18 protein-coding genes, 1 tRNA gene and 6 pseudogenes are annotated in these 24,317 nt (G+C 68.5%); 13 read left to right on the top strand and 12 right to left on the bottom strand.

Translation table 11 applies throughout. The features are described from left to right. Complete coding sequence (locus ACYUED_RS18435) at positions 1-696, bottom strand: ABC transporter ATP-binding protein (RefSeq protein ID WP_491293369.1); 696 nt, start codon at positions 694-696, stop codon at positions 1-3. Then, a complete protein-coding gene (locus ACYUED_RS18430) occupies positions 693-1,217 on the bottom strand; it encodes a PadR family transcriptional regulator (RefSeq protein WP_491293368.1) in 525 nt (174 codons plus the stop codon). The genes ACYUED_RS18435 and ACYUED_RS18430 overlap by 4 nt, the downstream gene beginning before the upstream one ends. Before the next feature lie 316 nt (positions 1,218-1,533). Here ACYUED_RS18430 and ACYUED_RS18425 point away from each other — a divergent pair. Next, positions 1,534-1,623: pseudogene (locus tag ACYUED_RS18425) on the top strand (PadR family transcriptional regulator); the annotation flags it as partial. A gap of 200 nt (positions 1,624-1,823) precedes the next feature. Here ACYUED_RS18425 and ACYUED_RS18420 read toward each other — a convergent pair. From ACYUED_RS18420 to ACYUED_RS18410, 3 genes are all read right to left on the bottom strand, one after another. Further along, complete coding sequence (locus ACYUED_RS18420) at positions 1,824-2,306, bottom strand: PIN domain-containing protein (protein ID WP_491293367.1); 483 nt, start codon at positions 2,304-2,306, stop codon at positions 1,824-1,826. Between the two features lie 225 nt (positions 2,307-2,531). Further along, positions 2,532-2,951 carry a roadblock/LC7 domain-containing protein gene (locus ACYUED_RS18415; RefSeq protein ID WP_491293366.1) on the bottom strand — a complete coding sequence of 140 codons (420 nt, stop codon included), beginning with the start codon at positions 2,949-2,951 and terminating at the stop codon, positions 2,532-2,534. Further along, the gene (locus ACYUED_RS18410; RefSeq protein WP_491293365.1) at positions 2,948-5,089 is read right to left on the bottom strand and encodes a sensor histidine kinase; all 2,142 of its coding nucleotides are present in this window, start codon (positions 5,087-5,089) and stop codon (positions 2,948-2,950) included. The genes ACYUED_RS18415 and ACYUED_RS18410 overlap by 4 nt, the downstream gene beginning before the upstream one ends. A gap of 277 nt (positions 5,090-5,366) precedes the next feature. Between ACYUED_RS18410 and ACYUED_RS18405 the strand changes: the two are divergent. From ACYUED_RS18405 to ACYUED_RS18395, 3 genes and pseudogenes are all read left to right on the top strand, one after another. Continuing rightward, positions 5,367-5,610, top strand: a pseudogene (locus ACYUED_RS18405) (SpoIIE family protein phosphatase); the annotation flags it as partial. A 690-nt stretch (positions 5,611-6,300) separates the two neighbouring features. Further along, on the top strand, positions 6,301-7,386 hold the full coding sequence (gene chvE / locus ACYUED_RS18400; protein WP_491293364.1) for a multiple monosaccharide ABC transporter substrate-binding protein: 1,086 nt from the start codon (positions 6,301-6,303) through the stop codon (positions 7,384-7,386). A gap of 87 nt (positions 7,387-7,473) precedes the next feature. Continuing rightward, a pseudogene (locus ACYUED_RS18395) lies at positions 7,474-7,623 on the top strand (hypothetical protein); the annotation flags it as partial. Between the two features lie 113 nt (positions 7,624-7,736). Here the strand turns inward: ACYUED_RS18395 and ACYUED_RS18390 are convergent. Next, positions 7,737-8,036 (bottom strand): annotated as a pseudogene (locus tag ACYUED_RS18390) (TetR family transcriptional regulator C-terminal domain-containing protein); the annotation flags it as partial. Positions 8,037-8,077: 41 nt separating this feature from the next. Further along, the gene (locus ACYUED_RS18385; RefSeq protein ID WP_491293363.1) at positions 8,078-9,193 is read right to left on the bottom strand and encodes an FUSC family protein; all 1,116 of its coding nucleotides are present in this window, start codon (positions 9,191-9,193) and stop codon (positions 8,078-8,080) included. Between the two features lie 165 nt (positions 9,194-9,358). Between ACYUED_RS18385 and ACYUED_RS18380 the strand changes: the two are divergent. From ACYUED_RS18380 to ACYUED_RS18370, 3 genes and pseudogenes are all read left to right on the top strand, one after another. Beyond that, positions 9,359-9,649, top strand: a pseudogene (locus tag ACYUED_RS18380) (hypothetical protein); the annotation flags it as partial. Positions 9,650-10,194: 545 nt separating this feature from the next. Next, positions 10,195-11,031 (top strand): zinc-binding dehydrogenase, encoded by an 837-nt coding sequence (locus tag ACYUED_RS18375; protein ID WP_491293362.1) that lies wholly within the window; start codon positions 10,195-10,197, stop codon positions 11,029-11,031. A 57-nt stretch (positions 11,032-11,088) separates the two neighbouring features. Beyond that, positions 11,089-12,963 (top strand): glycoside hydrolase family 15 protein, encoded by a 1,875-nt coding sequence (locus ACYUED_RS18370; protein ID WP_491293361.1) that lies wholly within the window; start codon positions 11,089-11,091, stop codon positions 12,961-12,963. 770 nt (positions 12,964-13,733) lie between these two features. Here ACYUED_RS18370 and ACYUED_RS18365 read toward each other — a convergent pair. The 3 genes from ACYUED_RS18365 to ACYUED_RS18355 form a co-directional block, all read right to left on the bottom strand. After that, positions 13,734-13,943: a hypothetical protein gene (locus ACYUED_RS18365; protein WP_491293360.1), complete on the bottom strand. Its 210-nt coding sequence runs from the start codon at positions 13,941-13,943 to the stop codon at positions 13,734-13,736. Between the two features lie 29 nt (positions 13,944-13,972). Next, positions 13,973-14,965, bottom strand: a complete 993-nt coding sequence (locus ACYUED_RS18360; RefSeq protein ID WP_491293359.1) for a hypothetical protein — start codon at positions 14,963-14,965, stop codon at positions 13,973-13,975. Between the two features lie 517 nt (positions 14,966-15,482). Then, entirely contained in the window at positions 15,483-16,025 is a 543-nt protein-coding gene (locus ACYUED_RS18355; RefSeq protein ID WP_491293358.1) for a DUF4231 domain-containing protein, read from the bottom strand. 254 nt (positions 16,026-16,279) lie between these two features. Between ACYUED_RS18355 and ACYUED_RS18350 the strand changes: the two genes are divergently transcribed. The 4 genes and pseudogenes from ACYUED_RS18350 (at position 16,280) to ACYUED_RS18335 (ending at position 18,538) form a co-directional block, all read left to right on the top strand. Continuing rightward, positions 16,280-16,708, top strand: coding sequence for a hypothetical protein (locus ACYUED_RS18350; protein WP_491293357.1), 429 nt, complete (start codon positions 16,280-16,282; stop codon positions 16,706-16,708). Positions 16,709-16,728: 20 nt separating this feature from the next. After that, a complete protein-coding gene (locus tag ACYUED_RS18345) occupies positions 16,729-17,187 on the top strand; it encodes a hypothetical protein (protein WP_491293356.1) in 459 nt (152 codons plus the stop codon). Between the two features lie 160 nt (positions 17,188-17,347). Further along, a pseudogene (locus tag ACYUED_RS18340) lies at positions 17,348-17,998 on the top strand (IS256 family transposase); the annotation flags it as partial. Between the two features lie 21 nt (positions 17,999-18,019). Continuing rightward, positions 18,020-18,538 (top strand): NUDIX domain-containing protein, encoded by a 519-nt coding sequence (locus ACYUED_RS18335; RefSeq protein ID WP_491293355.1) that lies wholly within the window; start codon positions 18,020-18,022, stop codon positions 18,536-18,538. Positions 18,539-18,646: 108 nt separating this feature from the next. Here ACYUED_RS18335 and ACYUED_RS18330 read toward each other — a convergent pair whose 3' ends face one another. Beyond that, a complete protein-coding gene (locus tag ACYUED_RS18330; RefSeq protein ID WP_491293354.1) occupies positions 18,647-18,853 on the bottom strand; it encodes an Imm32 family immunity protein in 207 nt (68 codons plus the stop codon). 288 nt (positions 18,854-19,141) lie between these two features. On the opposite strand from ACYUED_RS18330, the gene ACYUED_RS18325 reads away from it, so the two are divergent. Beyond that, complete coding sequence (locus ACYUED_RS18325) at positions 19,142-19,603, top strand: hypothetical protein (RefSeq protein ID WP_491293353.1); 462 nt, start codon at positions 19,142-19,144, stop codon at positions 19,601-19,603. A 1,479-nt stretch (positions 19,604-21,082) separates the two neighbouring features. Beyond that, on the top strand, positions 21,083-23,512 hold the full coding sequence (locus ACYUED_RS18320; RefSeq protein WP_491293352.1) for a SpoIIE family protein phosphatase: 2,430 nt from the start codon (positions 21,083-21,085) through the stop codon (positions 23,510-23,512). Between the two features lie 484 nt (positions 23,513-23,996). Here ACYUED_RS18320 and ACYUED_RS18315 read toward each other — a convergent pair. After that, positions 23,997-24,071: transfer RNA gene (locus ACYUED_RS18315), tRNA-OTHER, on the bottom strand. Positions 24,072-24,317 lie beyond the last annotated feature (246 nt).

Raw genomic sequence — 24,317 nt, 5'->3', positions numbered from 1 at the left:
TCATATGGCGCGCTCCATGTCCCGGGACCTGCCGTCGCGTACGACGATCTCGCGGTCGGAGTATGCGGCGACCCGGGCCTCGTGCGTGACGAGGACGACGGCCGCGTTGGTGGAGCGGGCCGCCTCGGTGAACAGCCCCATCACGCGCTCGCCGTTGAGCGAGTCGAGCGCGCCGGTCGGCTCGTCGGCGAACAGCACCCGGGGGTTGGTGACCAGTGCCCGGGCCACGGCCACCCGCTGGCCCTGACCGCCGGAGACCTCGCCGGGCCGCTTCTTGCGCAGGTCGTCGACCTCCAGCTGCTCCATCCAGCCGAGCGCGGCCCGCTCGGCCTCCTTGCGGGGGGTGCCGTTCAGCCGCAGCGGCAGCGCCACGTTCTCCACACAGGTCAGCTCGGGCACCAGCTGACCGAACTGGAAGACGAAGCCGAACTCGGAGCGGCGCAGCGCGCTGCGCCGGGCGTCGTCCATGGTGGCCAGCTCACGCCCGTTGTATGTGATGGACCCGGAGTCGGGCGTCACGATCCCGGCGAGGCAGTGCAGCAGCGTCGACTTGCCGGACCCGGAGGGGCCCATCACGGCGACGACCTCGCCGGGGTGGATGGAGAAGTCGGCGCCGTCGAGCGCGGTGGTCGGCCCGTACGCCTTGCGCAGGTCCTGGGCGGCGAGCAGAGAACCAGGGGGAGGAACACGGGTCACGCGGTCACCGCCTCGGCGAGCTTGTCCAGACGCGCGGCGGTCAGCTCCAGCCAGCGCAGATCCGCTTCGAGGTGGAACAGGGCGTGGTCGCAGATCAGCTGGTCGGCCAGGTCGCCCTTGCGCTTGCGGTCGGTCAGGATCCGCATGCTGCGCAGATGCTCGGAGCGCTGCGTGTCGAGGAGGCCGGCCGCGTCCCGGTGCGTCAGCAGCGCGAGGACGACCTTGCTGTACAGCACCGACTGCAGGTATGGCTCGGGCTTCTCCGGCGTAGCCAGCCAGCGCTCCATGTCGGTGATCCCGGCTTCCGTAATGGCGTACCGCTTGCGCTCGGGCCCACCACCCGCCTCGACGCTGTCGACTTCGACGAGGCCGTTCTTCAGCAGCCGGGACATCGTCGCGTAGACCTGGCCGTAGTGCAGCGGCCGGTCATGACCGAACTTCTCGTCGAAGGCCCGCTTCAGGTCGTAACCGTGCCGTGGACCGGCCTCCAGGAGCCCCAGAAGGGTATTGCCGATGGACATGCCCAGCACTCTACATATCATGTATACGTGGCATGTATACGCCCAGTGTTGAGATCATGGCGCTGGGTACGCCTGTGCAGGTGGGGGCCTTTGTCGCGCTTCTGATACGAGGGCCCATCGCTTCGGGCCGGGGTCGAATCCGGTAGCGGACGCAGCGGCAAGCCGGGAAAACAGGCCTCCCCCAGCCCGCGAGAACCATGCGCCCCGTGCGGACTCAGCACTCAATGTATACATGCAGTTTATACACCTCGTGTACAGTGCTGCGCATGTCGATCAGCCACCCACTCCCAGGGCTCCAGGAGTCCGGGCCGCAACCGCGGTGGACATCCTCGACAACCAGCGCTCCGAGCACCTGCGCAGCATGCGGATCCTCACCGACCGTAAGCACAGGGGCGACCTCGCTGACCTGTCGGCCCGGCCGACCCGACGTTCGTACAGCCGAACCGGCCGATGCCCGCCATCGGCGACGGGGGCGACGGGGGCGAGGGGGCGTCGGAACGAAGGTGGCGAGCAGCGCGCCACCCGCAATCAGAGGGTGAATTGAGTGAAAAATCAGCCGCCACCCAAAATTGAAACCGGTCAGACGCCTCCCGCAAGTGAAACTCCTCAAGGGGAGTCGGAAGACGTCGAAATCCGCACGTTCGCCATCGGGGTCATCCTTTTCACGTCGACATGCGTGGCACTAATGGCTGAGCTGGTGCTCGCCCTCGTCGGTGCGAGCCTCAAGACGACGGCAATGGCCTCTGTGAGCGCATTCGGCGGCACCTTCGGTCTTGGGTACTTCATCGCCAAGAGGCTTGGATTTATTCGAACGAGCACGTGAGACTCGGCAAGCGCGGTGCGTCTATCGAAGACGAGAGTCCTCCCAAGGAGTCCGAGGCCGAGTAGGAGCCCTCCCTGAAGATCTTCGGGGAGGAGCCGGAATGCCGGGTGGCCGGTCAGGGGCCGGACCATGCGGAAGTGGTGGTCGGTGGTGAGCAGGGCGTCGGTGCGGTAGGGGGCGGCGAGGGCGACGTTCATGGCGTCGGTGAGGCCGATGCCCTGGCCGCCGTCGGCGTCCGCGTAGCCTTCGGCGACCGCGATCGCCACGCTCAGGTGAGTGGCTGACGGAGCCTGTCGGCGGAGGCTTTGCCCTCGATGCCGGTGACCTTTGACCGCCAGTCCACCACCCCGGTCGCCGGCGCGCTGCCGAACGCGTCACCGGCGGCCGTCCAGTCGCCGTAAGAGCCGGACTCGAAGTCCTGCGTGACGGTGTCGCCCGGCGGGGTGTACGTGGTGCCGGAGTCGTCGGAAGGGCCGACGAGCGCGCTGCGCCTATCGCGCGGCCACGGGCGCGGAGTGGAGTTCGCGGACCAGCTGCGGGGTGAGCAGTTCGCCCGCGCGGTCGGCGAGGACGGCCATTTCGTAGCCGACCAGGCCGACGTCGCAGCCCTCGGCGGCCAGGACACCGAGGCAGCTCCCGTCGCGGATGCGGCCGACCATGAGGAAACCCCCGAGCATTTCGATCATGACGAGCTTCATGCCGCGCAAGCCGTGTGTCGTCGCCGCGTTCTCGGCGAGGCTGGTGATGCCGGAAACGACGGCGGCGAGGTGGTCGGCGCGATCGCGGCCGAGGCCGTCCGAGGCGGCCATGAGCAGGCCGTCGGAGGAGACGGCGACGGCGTCGGTGACGCCGTCGGTGGTGCGTGTGAACTCCGAGATGAGCCAGCCGAAACTCTGGACGGCGGTGGTCACGATGACGCTCCTTGAGTGGTGCGGGCTTCGGCCCGGGCGACACCTGCTCGGAAGCCGTTGAGCAGGGAGGAGACGCCGGGTCGGGCGGGCGGGGGTGGCGCGGCGCTGTGCTGTTCGGGGGCGAGCAGACGCCCCGGGAGAGCGAGGAGGGCGGACAGGCCGCCGCCCGGGGTGTCGAAGAGGTGGACCTGGGTGCCTTCACCGAGGCGGTGGGCGAGCCGGCCGACGACGAGGTGGCCGAGGAACCGGGCGGGCGCGGCGAGGAGGGCCTCCTCCCCGGAGCCGGAGAAGCGGACACGGGCGCGTTCCTTGTCGGCTTCGGACATGCCGACGCCGTGGTCGACGACGGCGAAGCAGTACGTGTCGTCCTTGGTGTCGTACCAGCCGTGCACCTCGACCGGTTCGGTCGGTGGTGAGAAGGTCAGTCCGTTCTCGATGAGTTCGGCAAGGAGGTGGGCGACGTCGGCGACGGCGTGCCCGCGCACCCGCACCGGCTGAACGGCCGCGATCAGCACCCGCCGGTACTGCTCCACCTCGGCGACGGCGGACTGGACGACTTCCAGGCTGTCGGCCGGTGCCGCCGTGGCCCGTGGCGGATTCTGCCCGGCCAGGACCAGCAGGTTCTCGGCGTTGCGCCGCATACGGGTGGCGAGATGGTCGAGCTCGAAGAGCTCGGCGAGGGCGTCCGGGTCGAGTTCCTGCCGTTCCAGGCGGGTGATGAGAGCGAGCTGACGACGTACGAGGTTCTGGCTGCGGCGGCCGAGATTGGCGAGCGATTCGGTGGTGTTGCGGCGCAGGCCGGCCTGCTGGGCCGCCAGGTGGAGGGCGGTTCGTTCCACGTGACGCAGGGAGGACGCGACCTTGGCGATCTCGGCCGTGCCGCCCAGCGGACGCGCATCGGGGGTGTCCGGGGCAGCCTCTGCCAGGAGGAGTTCCACCTGGTCCGGTGGGGACTGCTGGATACGGGCGACGGCCTGGGGCAGCCGGTGCCGCGCCACGTCGTGGGCAGCCTCGGCGAGCGCACCGAGCGGGCGGGTGAGGGAGCGGGCGGCGAAGGCGGCGAGGCCGGCGACGAGGACGGCCACGAGCATTCCCGCGACGAGGTAGGCGGCCAGGGCCGTCTCGGCGTCGTCGCTGAGCCGGTCGGCCCGGTCCCGCACATCGTCACCGACCGACTGCTGGACGGCGTACAGATCGTCGACGAGTACGGTCATCGCCTTCCACCAGGTGCCGGCGTCGGCGCGCAGGGCAGAGCCGTCGGCAGCGTCCTCCGCCCGGTTCTCGTAGGCGGTGGCGCGCCTGGCGTCCTCGGTTTGGAAGGCGTGCTGCAGGGCCGCGCGTTGATGTGCGGTGGCGACCTGCCGGAAGCGGGTGAGGGCGGCGACGCGGGTGGCGCGCACCTCGGTGAAGGCGAGGTACTCGCGGCGATGGAAGGCGCCTTCGGCGAACACGCCGTTGAGGAGCCCGCGTTCCAGGGCGACGGATTCCTTGGCAGCGGCAAGTTCTCTCAACGCCGCGAGTCCGTCGCCCAGTCGACGGTCGGCGCGCGTCGCGGTCTCCGCCACCGGATCGACGGTGTTGAGGGCGTCGATGGCGGTGGTGTAGAAGGCGAGGGTCGCGGCCCTGTCGGCGGTTGTCCTGTCGGCGGCGGCGCGGATGCCGGCGAGGCGCCCCAAGTGCCGCCGGATGACGCCCTCGACGGTGCTGTCCCGGCGCATTACGCGCAGGGCTGTGTCAACGCGCTTGCGCGTCACGGTCAACGTCGGGCGGAACCCCTTCTCGCCTCCCAACAGGCCATTGGTCAGCCCGCGTTCGCGTTGCAACTGGTGCACCAGGCCTTGGACCCGCAGGCTGAGGCCCACCTGGGCACGGGTCGTGCGCGCGTCGCCGAGGGCCTCGGCGCGGCCGTCGACGGCGAGACCGGCCACCGCCAGCAGCAGACAGATCGGGACCGTGATGACTACCGCAGCCCGGCCTCTGATGCTGCGCCAGCCAGGTACTGACCGATGGCCGTGAGCGGTTCGGTCGCCGTCGCGGCGCACGGAACGGCTCTCGTCCGAGCCGCCCGTGTTCAGGTCGATCCTGCCGATGGTGCCCAGTCTGGCGAGCAGCGGCCGTACCGGCTTCCACACCCTCATACGTCACCAAGCTAGTCCGACCGCCGTGCCCGGCGGTTTCCGACCCGTTAGACCGTGTGGGAAGTTCAATTGCGTCTCTCTCACACCGCGGGCAAGGAGACTGTGACCTCGGACGGCCGGGAGACGCGCGGTCCAGCACGCCCATGCGTTGCGCGCCGCGGTTCGGGCGCGTCCCGTGTGAGATCGCGCGTCGTGGAGGCCCCGTCCGGAGATGAGGGCGCACCGGACTCCGGTGGCGCGGAGGTCCTTCACCGGCCCCTGGTGATGTCCCGGGTCGTTCGACGCCATCGCGCTGTCCGGGGGACGGGTCGGCGCCGGTGGTGGGCGACGTCGTGGGCCACGGAGTGCACGCCTCGGCCACGATGGGCCGCCTGCGTACCGCGGTACGGACCCTCGCCGACGCCGACTTCACGCCCGACGAACTGCTCACCCGGCTGGACGACCTGGTCATCCGCCTGGACCGGGAGGAAGGCCCGGACACGCGACGGCAGGCGGCGGGGGCTTCGGGAGAGGTCGGGGCTCCGCGGGCAAGACGATCTGGGCCGAGCAACCTCTGCCGGACTGACCGTCCCGGCGAGCGCGACAGGCGACAGGGATCGGGCGCCCGGCATGCCCTGCCCCCCCGCTCCCTGCCCCCCGCTCCCTGCCTCCCGGCGCGGCGGCTCACACCGCGACGATCTGCCACCTCCTCGTTGGAGCCGTCCTCTGTCGAGGCCGGAAAGAACTCCGCGGTGGTCCTCTTGATCCCGTAGTCGCACCTTCTGTAACCGTTCCAGTTCGCACTGTTGACACCGCAGTTGCTTCCCCTTAACGTCGCGCCAACATTCCGAACATGTGCCGGTATTTCGAACAATGAAAGGCGAGTGCCCTGTGCGTTGCCGGAATCAGCTCGGGCGGGACGCGGCACCGGCTCGAAACAACGTGCCGGCCGACCTGACCCCGACGACCTCGGCGGCCGCGGATCCACGAGGGCGCCGCGCTGATCCGTCACGACGCACGGCCCTGTCCGAAGTCCGGTCTGTCCAGAGCGCCCGGGGGTCTACCTGTGCGGCCCCCATCTGCGGGACCTGACCCTCGGCACCGCCTGAGAGCGGGTGCGGCGCGCCCCCTGCTGCCTGCCTGCCTGCCGCCCGGCCCGCTCCACTGCTTCCCCTCGACGTCTGATACGCCGTCATCCCCTCAACGACGAGAAGAACAAGGAACAGATCGCCATGCTCAATCGAAGAACCGTTCTCGCCGGATCCGCCTCCCTCGGCCTCACCCTCTCCGCCTGCGGCAACGACAGTGAGGGCGGCTCAGGGGCCAGGTCCAAGGGCGATACCGTCGGCATCGCCATGCCGACCCGGTCCTCCGAGCGCTGGCTCACCGACGGCAAGAGCATGGTCGAGGACCTCAAGGCCAGGGAGTACAAAGCCGAACTGGTCTACGGCGACAACGACCCGAAAGCCCAGGTCGCACAGATCGAGAAATTGGTCCGGCAGGGCGTCGACGCACTGATCATCGCGGCCATCGACAACAGGTCGCTGAACGGCGTGCTCCAGCAGGCCGCCGACGCGCACATTCCTGTGATCTCCTACGACCGGCTCATCCTCGGCACCAAGAACGTCGACTACTACGTTTCCTTCGACAACGAGATGGTCGGTCTGATCCAGGCCCACTACATCATCAAGAAGCTCGGCCTGGAGGACGGCAAAGGCCCGTTCAACATCGAGTTGTTCGCCGGCTCCCCCGACGACAACAACACCAAATTCTTCTTCAACGGTTCGATGACGAACCTGCAGCCGTTTCTGGACAGCAGGCAGTTGGTCGTCCGGTCCGGCGAGACCGCGCTCAACCAGATCACCACCCCGCGCTGGGACGGGCCCACCGCGCAGAAACGCATGAGCGGCATCCTCACCAAGTGGTACCGCAGTCAGAGGGTCGACGCGGTCCTGTCGCCGTACGACGGCATCTCGAGGGGCGTCCTGTCCGCGCTGAAGTCGCGCGGCTACGGCTCCGACGCCAAGCCCCTCCCGATCATCACTGGTCAGGACGCCGAACTGGCGTCGGTGAGGTCAATCATCGCCGGTCAGCAGTCGCAGACCGTCTACAAGGACGTCCGTCTGCTGGCCCAGGCCGCCACAACCATGGTCGACGACATACTCAACGGCAGGTCGCCGTGGGTGGACGACTCCATGAGTTACAAGAACGGCGTCAAGGCCGTGCCCGCCCTCCTGCTGCAGCCCACGAGCATCGACAAGACCAATTACGACACCCTTGTCACGGACGGCTACTTCACCGCCGACAAGCTCAAATAGCGACACGGCCCCGGCACGACAACGCCTGCACGACGCTCGGTATGACACTGACGCCCTCCTCCAAGCCGCGAGTCGCCGGGCTTCAGCGTGCCGAAGGTCGGCTGCGGCGGCTTCCGTGTCCTCGCCGAGCCGCTCGACCGTGCGGGCCGACGTGGTGCAGCCCCGCCTGGCGAGCGGACCGCCGGACGCCTCGCCACAGCCGAGGAGGTCGCCGACGCGGTCCTCTTCCTCGCCTCGTCTGAGTCCTCCTGGATCACAGGGGCCGTCCTCCCTGTCGACGGCGGATACACCGCCTTCCAGGCACTCCGCCGCGTGTCCCGATCGGCAGCGGGCCGCAGTGCCTTCACGTGCTGCCACGCCTGTTCGACGGTGAATGCGGTGTCGCCCGTCAGCAGGGCCACGCTCAGCCCGTCCATGAGGGCGACCACTCGCTGCGTGAGAGTTTCGACGTCGTCGGTCAGCTTGCCGAGGATCCGGGTGATCGCCGCGCGCCAGGCGGCGTGGAACTCGAGCCGAGCCTCGCGCAGGGCGGGCTCGTGCACCACCCGCGGCCACAGCTCGACCCAGAGCGGCCGGCGGGGGTCACCGGCGGCACGAGGAAAGGTGAGCATGCACAGACCGCGCAACCGTTCCTCGGCCGGCTCGTGCACGGCTGCGTCGACGTCGTCTGTTTGCTTCGGTCGGCTCGCTCTCAGTCACGTCGCTTGGCGAGCAAACCTGCGAGCAGCATGACGAGCAGTCCGATCCCCACGCCGCACAACGTCCACAGCATCCGGTAGCCCTCGGCGGCATAGTCGGAGGGCTGAGGAAGGTCCACCAGGATGAGCACTCCCGCGGCGATGGCGGCGCAGTAGAACGCGTAGTTCCAGAAGCGGATCGCCGCCCCGTGCATCAACAGGACGAGTGCGACCACTTCCAGTCCGCGTTCGACGGCGAACAGCCTGAGTCCGTGCTCGCTGGCGGGCAAGAGCAGCAGCAGCGCGGCTGCGGCGGCGCCGATCAGCGCTCCGGTGAGACGCTGCGCGCCCACGAGCACGGCCTGGTCCAGGCTCGGCTTCATCGCGACCATGGCTGCGATCGGCATCCAGTAGCCGTGCGACAGGTCCAGTCCGAACGCGAGCGCGGCGGTGCCGCCGATGGCCAGAGCACGGATCACCGCGAACATGACCAGTGGCCGGGTCAGGCTCTTCCGCGAGGTGTCGCCGGGGAGCTCGGCGACCGGCTGGGGCCGGTCCGCGCGCCCGCGGATCAGCCACCCGATGAACGTCACTGCGATCCACAGCGCCGCCCCTCCGGCCCAGGCGAGCACCTGAGCCCAGGTGTAACTGGTGATGCGGGCGTCGTGGTGGAAACTGAACGCGACCCCGAGGGTGACGATGAACCACAGGTTGAGAAGCATGGCGGTGACGAACCTGCGCACCCCGAACGCGGCCGCCAGGCCGGCCACCAGCGTGACCGCGACGGCCGCGAGCACCAGCCAGCCCCAGGCTTCTCCTCCAATGGCGAACCCCAACGCGGTCAGTCCTGCGCCGATCAGCGCGAAGACGGCCATACTCGACGCGCGGTGTGCGTAGCTGCCTCCCGGGTCGTCCAGCACGGCGAACAGGAGGCCGAACAAGGCGCTGAGAAGGTACTGCTCATGCCCGATCGCCCAGAAGACGATCAGCGGTACGAGGGCGACGTCCAGGAACATCACCGCTCGCGGCCAGTTGATCCCCGCGGGGTTGAGCTCGAACACCTTCGACAGCCAGCTCGTGACCCTCCCCCCGTGACCGGGTCGTTGAGGGTCGTCGATCGCAGTGCCCATGGCCGCCCTCGCTCTCCCAAGTCGCTGGGTATGCCGCTCCAGTCCCGCATTCTGCGATTCCATTGAGACTGCTGCACTGTGACCCGCAGTCCCTGATCAAAGACAGCGCGTCCGTCAGCCATACGGCGGCGTGAGCCAACGCCTCACGATCAACGCACGGCCAAAGCAGGAATCACGCAGGCCGTGCACTTCCACGATCTTCGGCACACCGGGAACACCCTCGCCGCCTCCGGGGCGAGCCTGCGTGAGCTGATGACGCGGATGGGCCGCAGCACACCCCGCGCCGCGCTGATCTATCAGCACATGGTCAACGGCCGTGACCGCGAGATCGCCGATCGGCTCGGATCGATGACCGCAAGGAACGCGGTGATGAGGGCTCCTGGCGGGCCTTGTGGCACGGGTGTGGCACGGCCGGGATCACGGCAAAGGGCCCGTTCACGAGGATCAAGCCTCTGAACCGGCCCTTCCTGCTGTGCCCCCGGCAGGATTCGAACCTGCGACACCCGCTTTAAGGGAGCTTCCCCTGGACGAGGCCCTGACCTGCGCAAATGTGACCGCTTGGCCTGGCTGGGCCAGGCAGACGCCCCTCCGTAGTTCTCACGTGTTCACGGGGTTTCCCGGCGTCATGTGTGCTGAATCCGTTCCGCGCAGTCCGCGAGACGGCCACCGCATCGGAACCCGACTCGGGGCGGATTCGTACTGCTCGAGCCGCTGGATCCGTCGGATGCGAGGGCAGTGCAGCCCACCTAGGCTGGAAATATGAAGCGCGTCGTCGTTGATCATTTCGGCGGTCCCGAGGTCTTGAGGGTCGTGGAGGACGACGATCCCCGACCGGGGCCTGGTGAGGTCTGCGTCAGAGTGCTGGCCGCAGGCGTGTCGTTCACCGATGCCCAGCTGCGCGCCGGCACCTATCTCGGAGTGCCGAAGCCGCCGTTCACGCCCGGGCCGAGCTCCTCGTCGGCATCGTCGAGGAGCTCGGCCCGGGCTGTTCGAGGCTGCGGGTGGGGGACCGCATCGGTGCGCTGACGGTGTGGGGCGCGGACGCGGAGCGCGTTTGCGTGCCGGAGGCGGAGGCGGTCGAAGTACCCGAGAACCTCGACCCGGCAGAGGTGCTGAACCTCGTCTTCACCTACATGACCGCCTACCAGCTCCTGCACCGCGTGGCGAGGGTGCGGAGGGGCGAGACGGTGCTGGTGCACGGTGCTGCCGGCAGAGTGGGCACCGCGGTCCTCGAGCTCGGAGCGGCCGCCGGACTCACCATGTACGGGACCGCGTCCGCCCGTGACCGCGCCGCGGTGGAACGACTCGGCGCGGTGGCGATCGACTACCGCAACGAGGACTTCCTGGAGCGGGTGCGCCAGCTCCCCGGGCGAGGGGTCGACGTCGTGCTCGACGGGCTCGGCGGTGCCTTGTCCCTGCGCTCCTTCCGCGCGCTGAGGCCAGGCGGACGGCTGGTCGTGTACGGCCACTACGCCACCCTCGAGCACGGGCACAAGAACTGGCGGGCGTGGGCAGAGTGGTACGCGTCGACCGGGGCCGTCGGTCTCTGGAGCCTGCTGCCGCGCCATCGGCGGGTGCTCGCCCCCCGGATCCAGAAACTGCACGGCCGCCACCGCCAGCTGGTCCCCGTGGCCGGCGGCCACCCAGCGCTTGCTGTGGGGGGAGGTCCCCGGGATCCGGACCAGTACCGGGCGGACTTCCGCGCGCTGCTCGAACTGCTCCGTGAGCACAAGATCCACCCGGTCGTGGCCGATCGCCTGCCGCTGTCCGAGGCCCGCCGAGCGCACGAGATGCTCGAGCGCTCGGCGGCGAAGGGAAAGCTCGTGCTCGTGCCATAAGCCGGAGGCCGAGGCCGAGGCTGAGGCTGAGGCCGAGGCTGAGGAGGACGCTCGCAGATGGTGCGCGACGGCCCTGCGGGCCGAGTGGAGGAGACCGTGTCCGGCGGAGCGCGGCAGGCGCCGAGCGCCCGCTACCTGCCCATCGCCGAGCACGGCCTGATCGGCGACATGCACACCGTCGCGCTCGTTGGCACCAACGGCACGATCGACTGGTACTGCTGCCCCCGCTTCGACTCGCCGAGCGTCTTCGGGGCGATTCTCGACGCCGACCGCGGGGGAGCGTTCCGTATCGCGCCCGACTGCGACGGCTGGACTTCCAAGCAGCTCTACCTCCCCGACACCACCATCCTCATCACGCGCTTCCTGATGCCCGGCGGGGTGGGGGAGGTGCAGGACTTCATGCCCCCGCCGCGTACCGGTGAGGCCGCGCACCGCCACCGCATGATCCGCCGGGTGCTGGCCGTGCGCGGACAGATGCGCTTCGTCGTCGACGTCGTCCCCCGCTTCGACTACGCGCGCGCCCGCCACGAGGTCGAACTCACCCCGTACGGCGCGCTCTTCCGCTCTCCCGAGCTGCAACTCAGCCTCTCGACGCGTCACCCGCTCCAGATCGTGGGCGACCGGGACATCCGAGGGCGTGTCGCCCTCCGGGCCGGCGAGACGGCCACCTTCGTACTCGACCGCGTCCAGCCCGGCGAGAGACAGGTGCCGTACGCCGATGCCGACGTCGCGGCCGAGTTCGACGCCACGGTGGCGTTCTGGCGGCGTTGGCTGCGCGGCTCGCGCTACAGCGGGCGCTGGCGCGAGACGGTGCACCGTTCCGCGCTCACGCTCAAGCTGCTCACGTACGCGCCCACCGGCGCGATCGTGGCCGCTCCCACCACCAGCCTGCCGGAGGAACTCGGCGGCGCACGAAACTGGGACTACCGCTACACGTGGATGCGCGACGCCGCCTTCTCGCTCTACGCGCTGCTCAGGCTGGGGTTCACGGAGGAGGCCGGCGCGTTCATGGAGTGGCTGGAGCAGCGCTTCCGCCACGCGGCCGACTGCGGCGAAGCGGGCCCCTTGCAGATCATGTACGGCATCGACGGGCGCGAGGAGCTGCCCGAGGAGGAACTCTCCCACCTGGAGGGCTACATGGGCTCGGCGCCGGTGCGGATCGGCAACCGGGCGGCCACCCAGCTGCAGCTCGACATCTACGGCGAGCTGATGGACTCCGTCTACCTGTGCAACAAGTACGGGCGGCCGCTCTACCACGACGGCTGGATGGAGCTCACCCGCAACCTCCAGTGGCTGATGGACCACTGGGACCAGCCCGACGAGGGGATCTGGGAGACGAGAGGCGGCCGGCGTGACTACACGTACTCCCGGTTGATGAGCTGGGTGGCGGTCGAGCGCGCGGTCCGCATCGCCCGCCAGCGCGGCCTGCCCGCCGACCTGCCTCACTGGACGGCCGTCCGGGACACCATCTACAGCCAGATCATGAAGCGCGGCTGGAACTCCGCCCGCCAGGCGTTCGTCCAGCACTACGACACCGACGTGCTCGACGCCTCCCTGCTGATCATGCCCTTGTGCAAGTTCGTCGCGCCCACCGACCCGCGCTGGATCTCCACGCTCGACGCCATCACCGCGGAGCTGGTCTCCGACAGCCTCGTCTACCGATACAACGCGGAAGCCTCACCCGACGGGCTCGTCGGCACGGAGGCGACCTTCTCGATGTGCTCCTTCTGGTGGGTGGAAGCGCTCGCCCGGGCCGGTCGACTCGACGAGGCGCGCCTGGCCTTCGAGAAGATGCTCACCTACGCGAACCACGTCGGGCTGTACTCGGAGGAGATCGGTCCAACAGGCGAGCAACTCGGCAACTTCCCCCAAGCTTTCACCCATCTGGCGCTGATCAGCGCCGCCTACAACCTCGACCGCCAGATCGGGTGAGCGCATCGGCTCAGCAAAGGCGTTCTTCCGGACGTCTCGGAGACCCCGGCTGACCAGCGTGCCCGTGAACGGTCAGTGAGGCGCTGATCTGTACATTCAGCGCCCCACACGAGAGTGCCCCCGGCAGGAATCGAACCTGCGACACCCGCTTCAGGAGCGAGGGTGGGCGATCACGGGCGTGACCTGGGCGGTCCGCACTCCGTTCCGGCACGAGAGTGGCACGGGGCACGGAGTCCGTCTGCCTTTGGCGAGCTGGATCGCCTCAGCGTCGCGACCACCGGTGCCACTGGCCCGTGAGTAGGCGGTTACACCCCCTTAAGTTGCTTCGGGACGAAGAGGTCTCACCCAAGGTCTCGCCACGCTTCCGCCGGCGCGGCTGGCTCTGGTCGACGGCATGGCAGCGTGGCTGAGGCCGGTGAGGGTGGGGCGAGGCACACGCGTGCGTGGCCGGTGGGCGCGCCCACCGTCGTGGCTGACTGTCGTCGGCTGAGGCTCAGACACCCCGGGGCTCCGCCGAGGGGCCTTCGAAGGCGAAGGGGCCGTGCGATGCGCGTGCCAGATCCCACGGGGAACCACGGGAAGCTGCCCGCGGTGCGGCCAGGACTCCAAGGTGACTCCGCCGCAGGTCGGCGCAGCAACCGCCGCCAAAGAACCCGAGCTTCCCAGGTTTGGGCAGGTCAACCTGTCACCCAAACCTGCAGCAGACCCCCATGCCACATCCCGGAGCTTGCTTGGGGTCGACGGTGGGACACCGTCGACCCCAAGGCGCCCTACACCTCGCCCTGTTCCGCCTGCTCGTCCGGTTCGACGGACTCGCTCTCGCGCATGCGTCGCTCGGAGAACTCGCGCATGCTCTCGCCGTCGGATGGTTCATTCGTGCGGGGCGGCCTCGGCCCTGACGCCCCGGCCTTCATTCTCTCGATCTGCTGACGCAGCCGGGCCGCACGAGCCCTTCTCTCCTTTTCGTCTGCTTCGCCCATGACAGTCCTCCCGTTCTCGGGATGGCGCACTACTCATTGTCCTCCTCGTCCCTCTCCCAGGAAGCCTCGACGATCTTGCCTACCATCAGGGCCTCGATCTGGTCCCGCCAGCCCTGTGCCCGCGAGGCGGTAGTCTTCTTGATCTGCGAGGTCAGTGTCCGGGCGTCGGCGAACTTGAGGGACTGCGGTCCGGCCTGGGCGATGCGGTGGGCCGTCTCGGTTTCGGCGTCGATGGCTGACCGGATACTGCCGCTTCGGTTCGTCATGCGCCCAAGTTTGTGGAAATCGGGCTTGGACGTGCCGAACCAACGCTGCTGCCACCAGAGATTGGTCGTGCGGTCGACCCAGCTGAGGTACCCACCCTCGCGGATCGAACGGGGCTCCTTGATGTTGCCACCGAAGCTGTACCGGACACCGTCGGCCGGCGCCGGATCGTAGAAGTGCGGTGTGATGAAGTCCGAGACGAGGAATCCGTTCACGGTGTACGCGAACTGCGGGTCCTCCGGGGGATCGCTCACCTCGACCAGAAATTCAACGACTCCCTGGTCCGGCTTGGGGGAATGGCCCGCCATGAGCCTGTTGCCGGACGGGTCGGCCAACATTTCGAGAACCTCGTGACTCGCCGTGAGCGACCAGCTGTCGCTGTACTGGACGAGGGCGAACGGTTGTCCGTGCTCATCGAGGTGGATTCCGTCGACACCGGCCGGCTGATTGATGTCGTCGGCCACGATGACCGGCCAGTACCCGACGGGGACGTCCTCCAATCGGTCGAACGCGTCCACGGTCGCGGAGACGTTCCAGAGTGGGCTGAAGTCCCGGGTGACCTGCTTCTGCAGCGCGGCCGTCACACGGCTGAGCTGCGCGGCGGTGATCTGCTTGGTTTCGGATACAAGAGCGACCTGGGCCAGCAACATCGAACTCGCCTCTTTCGTTTCAGTGTCGGTGCGGTGGTCCACTCGCGTGGGACAACGGTCCCGAAAGCGGGAGACCGGAAATTCCTGCTCGGCAAAGACGCCGCGCAAAGAAAACCGTATGTTTGATCTACGGACCGTGCCTGCTGATGCCGCTGTACGGGTGATACTCCAGCGCTCAACGTGGATGACACAGCCGGTCGTTCGGCGGACTCACCTGAACTGCGCAGCGGCGATGCCCGCCGTCGCGCGACGCGGGGCGCCGAACCCGTCCGCAGCCGAACGCCACCCATCACACCCGCACCTGGAAGCCGGCCCCGTTGGGACGGATGCTGCCGCGCTGACGTCGTTTGGTCTTCGTGGTCGCCGTGATCAAAAACCCATTTCATGGTTAATGCCATGGCTACGACGAACAGCGCGCCTACCTGTGAGAGGTAAACGCGCTGGTCAGACACTGTGCCCCCGGCAGGATTCGAACCTGCGACACCCGCTTTAGGCACGAGGTCGAGTGGCGGCCGGCGCGACCTGCGCGTTCCCTGTCTTTGGTGGCGTCACCCGACCGCGCCCGTGCGTGCCCTGGTTCCCCGTGATTCCCCGGCCGTTCTGGCACACGAGTGGCACGCCCGATCTACTGAAGTTCTCGCCGGGCATCTGGGATGCCGGGCGGTGTTTGAACGTCGGCGCTTACCTGGCCGCCCAAGGTCATCACGTTGAGGGTCGCAGAGTTCTCGTTCGCGATTGCGCTCTCTACGCGGGCGACCAAGGTCGTGAATGCTTCGCTCTCCGAGAGACCTGAGTAGGGCCCAACTTTCGTTTCAAAGTAGATGCGCTCATGCCCGAGGAGCTGTTCGGTTGACCTGTAGTTCTTCCACTGCTCGCGATAGCGGTACACGCTCTCCAAGGAGACGGAACCGACAACGATCAAGCTCAGCACCGTAGCGGTAAGTTTCGCGAATGACAGGTCAAGGTTGACTAACACAGGGACCAAGGCTCCCCCGACGACGGATATCGTCCTCATCCGGAGATGCATGGCCTTTGTCTTAACGGCCTTCTTGTCATACCACTTCTGGTACTGAGACAGCCTCCCCTCTATGTAGTCCTGCGTCGCGGCCACAGGCCGGGAGACAGTGGGGTGAGCTTCGAGTGACTGTTCGTCATCGGCACCTGACATGCGCGGAAGTACACCGGTGGTGGAACGGCGCAGTCAACTCGGCAGCTCAGTCCGGAGCACCAGTTTGGAAGATCGCGTATGCGGGCCGGGGCTGACCTGCCGAGACGCTGACCTGCGGGTTCTTGCGCCGCTCGCTGGTGTTCCCCGTTGTTCCCCGCTGGATGCTGCCAGACCGGGCACGCTGGGGGCACGAGCGCGTCTCGCATACCGACTGTGGTCTACGGCTCGCCCGAATCGGGGATGCACACCGTGCGGTGAGCCGGCACGACGGGATCGCCCGGCAGGGGATCGACTCCACGGACCCGTACGGCCACGATGTCGGTCGCGATGGGAGATCGGGACGGGAGCACAGATCCGGCCCGGACACTGGCCATCGCCCTCCCGGTCGGGGAGAGGACCGGAGCCAGGCACTCTGCCTCCTCGCCGATCTCGCCCCGGCCGTACCGGAGTTCCGCATCTCAGGATCCCCGTTCTCCGACCTCGCCGCCGTGGCCCGAGGCGAGCATCCACCCGCCTACCTCGGCCTCGGCCAGGACCCGGACCCGACCGCTCCGGGCCTCGCCGTGGTCCGGGCCTGCGGCGGCGCCGTATATGAGGGCCGAACCGCGGACGGCCCCCGCGTCGAGATGGGCGGAACCCCCGAACTGGTGGACGCCGTGGCGCACTTGGTGATAACCAGATGATCCGATCGAGGGGAGAGGTCATGCCGCGCAAACTGAGACAGGTACCGTCGACGCCGTACGCGCATCTGGTGTCGGACTCCGCCTATGGGTCATCCCGGATTCGGGTCACCGGAAACCATCCCATCGACCTCGAACGTCCCGCCACCGGCGCCCACCGAGCCACACTCTCCTGCGCCACCTGCGGCGACCCCGTCGCGATCACCGTCCTCAGCCTCACCGCCACCAAGCTCTGGCGCCTCGGCTGGCTCCTCGCCTCCGGCCTCAGCCTGGCCCTGGTCGTGACGTGCGTCCTGAGCATGATCGGTACCGGTCCGGACGGCGACGCAATGCCCCTCCTCACCCTCGGCTTCCTGGCCGGCATCCTGCTCTCCGTCTACGCCATACTGCACTGGTGGCACGAGGACGGGGTCCGAGGTCCCGGCCTCCCCTGGCGCAGCGGCCGCCACTACGTCCGCCACTTCTGGGCCGGCCCCCGCTGACCGCCGTGGAAGGACAACCCGTCGGCGAGCACCGATCCCCACACACGCGCCTGCGGCATCTGGCTTCGACACCACAATGATCACGAACCCCCGTGCCCTGCTGTCCGCCCCCACCGGCTGATCGCCAACCCTCCACGCAATCACGGAACTTGATGGAGCCCTGATCGCCATGGCCGACGGCTACCGCGATTCGTCCGAGCGTCCTGGGCGAACCTGCTGCGGGATGCTGCACGGCGCGGAATGCGCGCTCCCGTCCTCGCGGTGGGCGACGGCGCCCTCGGGTTCTGGAACGCGGTCAACGAGGTGGTCCCCTCAACTCGCCGCCAAAGGTGCTGGCTGCACAAGACCGCGAATGTGTTGGACAGCCTTCCGAAGTCGGCCCAGCCTGCGGCGAAGAAGGCTCTCCAGGACATCTGCAACGCCGAGGACCGCGAGCACGCTGCCCAGGCCATCACGGCGTTCACCAAGCAGTACGGTGCGAAGTTCCCCAAGGCCGTCAAGAAGATCACCGACGACAAGGACGAACTGCTGGCGTTCTACGACTTCCCCGCCGCACTGGATCCACCTGCGCACCACGAACCCCATCGAGTCCACCTTCGCGACCGTCCGCCTGCGGACCAAGGTCACCAAAGGCGCCGGCTCCCGTGCGGCAGCCCTCGCGATGGTGTTCAAGCTCGTCGAGTCCGCCCAGACCCGCTGGCGTGCCGTGAACGCACCCCACCTCGTCGCCCTGGTCCGCGCCGGAGCCCGCTTCGAACGAGGCCACCTCGTCGAACGCCCCGACGAGGATCCCGTCCCCACAGCCGCTTGAACCGATCGCTGGAAAGGAACCATGAACGACATTGCTGGGAATGGCGCCTACTTCACCGCATCCATCAACGGTCAGGAATGCCGCGTTGCGTGGTATCCACCTTCTGACCCGCCGCCAGGTACGCCACACGGCGCGGAGGCGGTGTGCGTCGCCGGCGATCGGATCGTCGTGGTCAGCGCAGATGGACAGCGGTGGGGCCTGCCCGGCGGCCGCCCCGAGCGGCATGAGCAGTGGGTCGACACGATGCGCCGCGAGGTCAGTGAGGAAGCCTGCGCCGAGGTGATGGACTACCGACTCCTCGGGTTCAGCCGGGGAGTCTGCGTGCGAGGGCCGGAGAAAGGGCTGGTGCTGGTCCGGTCGATGTGGCGAGCCGAGGTGCGTCTGGCCCCCTGGGAGCCACGATTCGAGATGGCCCACCGCCGTCTTCTGCCGGCGCAGGAGGCGTTCCAGTCCCTGTCCATCCCCGACGGCCTCGGCCCCTTCTATCGCCGGCTGTTCGCCGAAGCTGCCGTCTCCCGCCCCAGCATCCACGACCCCTGACCACCAGATCACTCAATGACGAACGCACAACGCACCGAACGCACCGAACGATCTTGATCCACAGATCTTGGCTATTCCTCCCGAGACGGCGTCGAGCTGGAGTGTGGCCTACAGCTTGTCATCGCGCTCGAGGATCAGGCTGATTGAGCCGTCTTCGAGGTTGATGCCGCTCTCAAGATGCTCGTGATAGCCGTCCCGGAGTTCGGGAGCAGCGAGACCGAGGAGTCGCTCGGCCAAGTCCCGCAGCCCGGCAGCGTTGGCCGACACAGTGATTTCGGTGGCTGAGCCGTACACCTTGATCCGGGGTTCATCCATGCGGTCACGCTACAACCGGGCTTCGCACTCTCACCTCAACCCACCACTCTCCCCAGCTCCCATCCGTCCGCCGTCGACCCACGCACCATGGAGCGGGCGTGGTTCATGGCGTCCAGGTGGAGCGCGCCACTGTACGAACGACCTGGACGCCATGGGCCGCGTCTGCTCGGCTCTGCCTGGGTCGACGGTGGACGGATGGGAGCTCCCCGCGCACGCCACTACGGACAGTGCCGAGCCCTATGGGCAGTTCTTCATGGCTCATGTCACTCGCCTTCCGGGCAGCTCCTCGTGACCCCGCTCATGGACGACCCCCTGGAGCTGCCCTCGCTGGCCTCCCAGGGGCCGGGCGCCTACCGACTGCGCGTCCACGCGCGAATCCGGGACAGCGCCGTCGACCAGACAACCGTGGACGAAGTCGCGGAGTCCTATCTGATCCAAAGCTGGCCGGCCGCACACCAGGACGCGCTCCTGGTGAAGGCGACAGACGCTTATGGAGCCGAGGTACGAGCCCGGCAGGCCGACGACACCATCGTCATCTTTCACACCTCCGGCCAGAACTGCACCGTGTATTGCTCAACGCCTTCCGGGATGCCGACCTTGGCCTGCTCCGCCACTTCATTGCGTCCGGTACACACGGCCCGCACCCCCCACGTCCCCGACTTCTCCGACAACTCGATCCTGTATGGCATGGGTCCTCCGGCCACTCCCCAGGCACGCAACATCCCCGAGGTGCACAGGATGCTGGCCTGAGCGGTGTCATCCCAATCACCGGGCGCAACCGGGGGCTGCTCGTCCCAGACCTCGACGGTGAGGCCGGCCGTGTGCGTGTGCCCGGCGCTGCCGAAGTCCAGGCGCCCGGGGTGGGCGGTGAGGAAGGCGTCACTCCGAAACCCACCGGGGAACCGGTACTTCCTGCCGCCTGACCAAGTTGGCCACGCTGACTCCTGACATGAGCGATGAGATCTTCGACCACGCTAGTTAGAAATCTTCTCTTGTCAGCTCCTGCAACGCCGGGGTGAGCCAGGCTCCGCGCGCCGGATGCCCCTCCATCCGCGACCGATGCCGCGCAGACGCTCTCTGTCTGAGTCTCCGGGGAACCACCAGGCAGGGCTTGATCAAGTTGCACAGGCTGACATCGCCGATCTACGCCCCTGAAGCAACGGCTCCGGAGGGCCCTTCGGTCTCAGGGAAAGCAGCCGGTCAGGGCTCCATGGGCCCTCGCGGTGGCGGGGCGTGTCCATGGATGGTCCACGGCACGTGAACCGCGTTTCAGGGGTTTGGGGGCAGGTAGCTGACGTGTGGCCAGTTGTCATCGTCTGTCACCACCGGTCTGCCTCGGACGGCCCAGCGACGACCCTGGAGGTTTCTCTTTACAGCAAAGATCGTAGGCCTTAGTTAACGAGCGTATTGAGGACGACAAACCCCAGATAGAGCGTCAGGAAAGTGAGGCAGATGTAAAAAAAGTGCGGTTTACCCTCTTTTTTCCTGTCGAGCGCAACGAGGAACACTAATAAGAGCACTACAAAGAGTATGTCTGCCACTTTGTACCCTTCCCGTTTCCCGCTTCTGCTCAGTACAGCGAGGTCCGGGGCGTCAGTGTTACAGAGTGTTGCCACGCCGCTACGATCGCGCGAGGCCGGCGGAGTCTCAAGGACTCCCCGTCAGCCGGCATCCAACCAGCGAGCCCACGACAAGTGAGGAACCGGCGCGGTGCACTCGTCACCAGGGGATCGGAACAGGCCGGCGGCACCACCCGACCCGTGGAGCGCGGCGGCGGCCGGCCCGGCGCTCTGCTGATCGCCGGCGGCGTGGGGATTACGCCGGTGCGGGTCGTGCCGGAGGGAGACGCCCGTCGGCCCGGCCGAGCGTTGCCGAGCCGCCGTCAGGCAACTGGCGCGCCGCTTCCGCGGGGTGCATGGCCACCGGTTGGGTCCGGGGCAGGTCCTTCCGCTGCCGTTGAGCGGCGGCTCGTTCCCCTCAGGGTTGCTGCGGTCGATCGCGGTGGCGATCTGGATGAAAGGGAGCAGCGGGTCCACCGGCCAGTCCGAGCCGCAGGCCGGCCAGGCCCCCGCCCTGGCCGGGCTGAAGCGCGTGTCCGCTGATCTCCGAGGCTGCCACACGCATGCGTGGTGTGGTCGGTTGAGCTGCGTGTGCCGAAGCGGGATGCTGGAGGCAGTGCTGGGGCGCAGCGCCGTGCTGGGCCGGCAGGTATGAGGTCGGGATACACCCATGGACAACGAGCCCGACACGAACATAGGAGCAGAGGGTGCAGCAGCACCCGAGGACTTCGCGGTGGTCATCGACGCCCGCGGAACCGTCTTGGCGTGGAGCGCCGGGGCCGAACAACTGCTCGGGTACGAGCCGGACGAAGTGCTGGGTCGGCCGGCCTCCGGCCTGCTCGCCGCGGAGCTGGCTGTCTCCGTGCAGCGCCGTATGGCTGCCGGAAAGCCGTGGGGAAGTGAGGTGGCGCTACGGCACCGGGGTGGAGGTCGGGTCGTTGCGCAGTTTCAGGGAATGCCGCTGGTGAACGTGGATGGCCAGACCCTCTGGCTCGTCACCGAGATGACGGTGACGCTCCTTTCCGCGCCGGCCGCCCCGGGAGCGGCGGAGCTGTGGGACTGGACGCTCGCGCAGCTCCCGCAGCCCGTGGCGATCTACGACCGCGAAGCGCGGTTTGTGGCGGCCAACGAGTTGATGATCCAGGCATTGGGCAAGCCCCAGGAGGAGATGAGAGGGCTCACCCTGTGGGAGATCGAGCCCCACCCGCCCTTTGACGAGATCGACCGTCTCCAGCGGCAGGTCCTGCGTACCGGGTCCATGCTCTTCCGCGAGTACGCCTCGCAGGCCCCCGGTGACACCCGCGCACGCGCCAGGTCGATGTTCCTCTCCCCGTTGAGGGATGGGAGCGGCGCAGTGCAGGGCGTGTCGGCGCTGGTGATCGACACCACCGAACAGTACTGGGCCCGGCGCCGCCTGGCGGTGCTCAACGAGGCCAGCCTGCGCATCGGCAGCAGCCTGAACGTGACCCGGACGGCCGAGGAACTGGCCGAGGTGGCGGTGGACGGGTTCGCCGACTTCGCCGCCGTCGACCTGCTGGAGTCCGTCCTCCGGGGCGACGAGCCGGAACCGGTACCGCCCCCCGGGCCGGTCGTCTTCCGCCGTGCCGCGCAGCGGTCGGTGCTCAGGGACTGCCCGGAGTCCGTGCTCACGCCGGGGGAGGCGGACGTCTGCCCCGAGGACTCGCTCCCGGTCCGGGCCCTGGTCACCGGTCGGGGCAGCCGGCACCAGGCGGGTGACCCCTCGCTGCGGGGGTGGAGAGCGGTTTCCCCGGCCCGGCCGAGGGCCCTGGGCCGATGCATGATCCATACGGTCATGATGGTGCCGCTGCGTGCCCGCGGGGTGGCCCTGGGCCTGGTGTACTTCCTGCGGCACCGGACGGCGGAAGCCTTCAGCGAGGAAGACCTGCTGCTCGCTGAGGAGATCGCCGCCCGGGCAGCGGTGAGCATCGACAACGCCCGCCGCTACACCCGCGAGCGCCGGACGGCACTCGCCCTCCAGCGCAATCTGCTGCCCGAGCGGCTGCCGGAGCTGGCGGCGGTGGACCTCGCCTACCGCTACTTTCCCGCCCGCTCGGCGGACGGGATCGGCGGAGACTGGTTCGACGTGATCGTGCTGTCCGGGGGACGGGTCGCGCTGGTGGTGGGTGACGTCGTGGGCCACGGCGTGCACGCCTCGGCCACGATGGGCCGCCTGCGCACCGCGGTACGGACGCTCGCCGACGCCGACTTTCCGCCCGACGAGCTGCTCACCCGGCTGGACGACCTGGTCATCCGCCTGGACCGGGAGGAAGGCCCGGACACGCGAGGGCAGGCGGAGGGGGCCTCGGGAGAGGTGGGTGCCACCTGCCTGTACGCCGTCTACGACCCCGTCGCCGGCCGATGCGACCTGGCACGGGCCGGGCACCCGCCGCCCGTCCTGGTGACCTCCGACGGCACCGTCCAAGTCCTGGACCTGCCCGCCGGTCCACCGCTCGGCCTGGGCGGACTGCCCTTCGAGGCCGCCCGGATCGACGTGAGCGAGGGCAGCCTGCTCGCCCTCTACACCGACGGCCTGATCGAGGCCCGCGGTCGCGATATCGACGTCGGACTGGAGCTGCTGACCGAAGCGCTTCGCCGCCCGGCCGCCGACCTGGACGAGGCCTGCGACGAAGTGCTGCGCAAGGTGATGCCCGAACCCCCTGCCGACGACGTCGTCCTGCTCCTGGCCCATACTGCCGGTCTCGGCGCGGATCAGGCGCACACCTGGCAGCTGCCCGTGGATCCCGCGGCCGTCGCCGGGGCCCGCCGGATGGCGGGCGAACAGCTGGACGCCTGGGGCCTGGCCGAGCTCGAGTTCGCCACCGAACTGATCGTGAGCGAGTTGGTCACCAACGCCATCCGTTACGGCAACGCCCCCATTCAGCTGCGGCTCATTCGCGCCGACGCGCTCATCTGCGAAGTCTCCGACGGCAGCAGCACCGCCCCGCACCTACGGCGGGCCCGCGCCTTCGACGAGGGCGGACGCGGACTGCTGCTCGTCGCCCAGGTCGCCGAGCGCTGGGGCAGCCGCCAGACCTCCGCCGGCAAGACGATCTGGGCCGAGCAACCTCTGTCGGATTGACCGTCCCGGCGAGCGCGACAGCCGACAGGGAAGCGGGGGGCCCGGAAAGCCCTGCCCGCCCCCCCGCTCCAGGAAGGCGCCTTCGCGTCACGGGGCAGTGGGCAATGGCTGGCCTATGCGCTGATCGCGGCCGGCTGGATCCTGGCCGCCACGGTCACGGCGGGAGTGTCCCGCGCGATCAGCGGTCAGTGACCGTTGTCCCGCCCAACCGAGCCTCGGCGCGCCCTCGCTTGCGCCAGTCCGCCAGTCCGCCAGTCCGCCAGTCCGCCTGACCTGTCGGCGAGAGCGCGAGAACACCGCTTCCGCCGCGGCGCCCGAGCCAGGCAAGGCGGAAGAGCTCGTGCTTGATGATGCTGATCCGTCGGGAGGAATTCGTGAGATCAACTCCCCGTCCGCTCACGCAAACGGCCCCGGACGAGCAGTCCGAGGCCGAGTAGGAACTCTCCCTGAGGGAGAAACTCCAGGTCAGAGCGGTAACGCGTTGTGCCCCCGGCAGGATTCGAACCTGCGACACCCGCTTTAGGAGTTTTCACTGGGCGGGGCTGTGACCTGCGGAGACGTCGACTGTGCGGCGCCTGGCCCGGGGAAACACTCCTCCGTAGTTCTCACGTGTTCGCGGGCTTTCCCGGCCTCATGTGTGCCGAATCCGTTCTGCGGAGGTGCCTCCTGGCAGGGCGTCCACGATTCGTTCCGCGGCCTCCAGCAACGGGATGCGGCCTACGCGGGACGTCCGGCGCGGCCCCCGCACGGGAGCGTGATCTCGGCGCCAGGGGACTCGGGCGGCGGTAACCCCGCGCCGGGTGTG

This window comes from Streptomyces sp. DF42, assembly GCF_058267695.1.
This window is presented reverse-complemented; position numbering and strand designations above follow the sequence as displayed.

Bases quoted from the DNA above. Each gene is read 5' to 3' on its own strand.
- ACYUED_RS18320 (WP_491293352.1), top strand. From the start codon at position 21,083: ATGGACAACGAGCCCGACACGAACATAGGAGCAGAGGGTGCAGCAGCA.
- ACYUED_RS18365 (WP_491293360.1), bottom strand. From the start codon at position 13,943: ATGGGCGAAGCAGACGAAAAGGAGAGAAGGGCTCGTGCGGCCCGGCTG.
- ACYUED_RS18335 (WP_491293355.1), top strand. From the start codon at position 18,020: ATGAACGACATTGCTGGGAATGGCGCCTACTTCACCGCATCCATCAAC.
- ACYUED_RS18355 (WP_491293358.1), bottom strand. From the start codon at position 16,025: ATGTCAGGTGCCGATGACGAACAGTCACTCGAAGCTCACCCCACTGTC.
- ACYUED_RS18410 (WP_491293365.1), bottom strand. From the start codon at position 5,089: ATGAGGGTGTGGAAGCCGGTACGGCCGCTGCTCGCCAGACTGGGCACC.
- ACYUED_RS18430 (WP_491293368.1), bottom strand. From the start codon at position 1,217: ATGTCCATCGGCAATACCCTTCTGGGGCTCCTGGAGGCCGGTCCACGG.
- ACYUED_RS18370 (WP_491293361.1), top strand. From the start codon at position 11,089: ATGGTGCGCGACGGCCCTGCGGGCCGAGTGGAGGAGACCGTGTCCGGC.
- ACYUED_RS18385 (WP_491293363.1), bottom strand. From the start codon at position 9,193: ATGGGCACTGCGATCGACGACCCTCAACGACCCGGTCACGGGGGGAGG.
- chvE (WP_491293364.1), top strand. From the start codon at position 6,301: ATGCTCAATCGAAGAACCGTTCTCGCCGGATCCGCCTCCCTCGGCCTC.
- ACYUED_RS18330 (WP_491293354.1), bottom strand. From the start codon at position 18,853: ATGGATGAACCCCGGATCAAGGTGTACGGCTCAGCCACCGAAATCACT.
- ACYUED_RS18345 (WP_491293356.1), top strand. From the start codon at position 16,729: ATGCCGCGCAAACTGAGACAGGTACCGTCGACGCCGTACGCGCATCTG.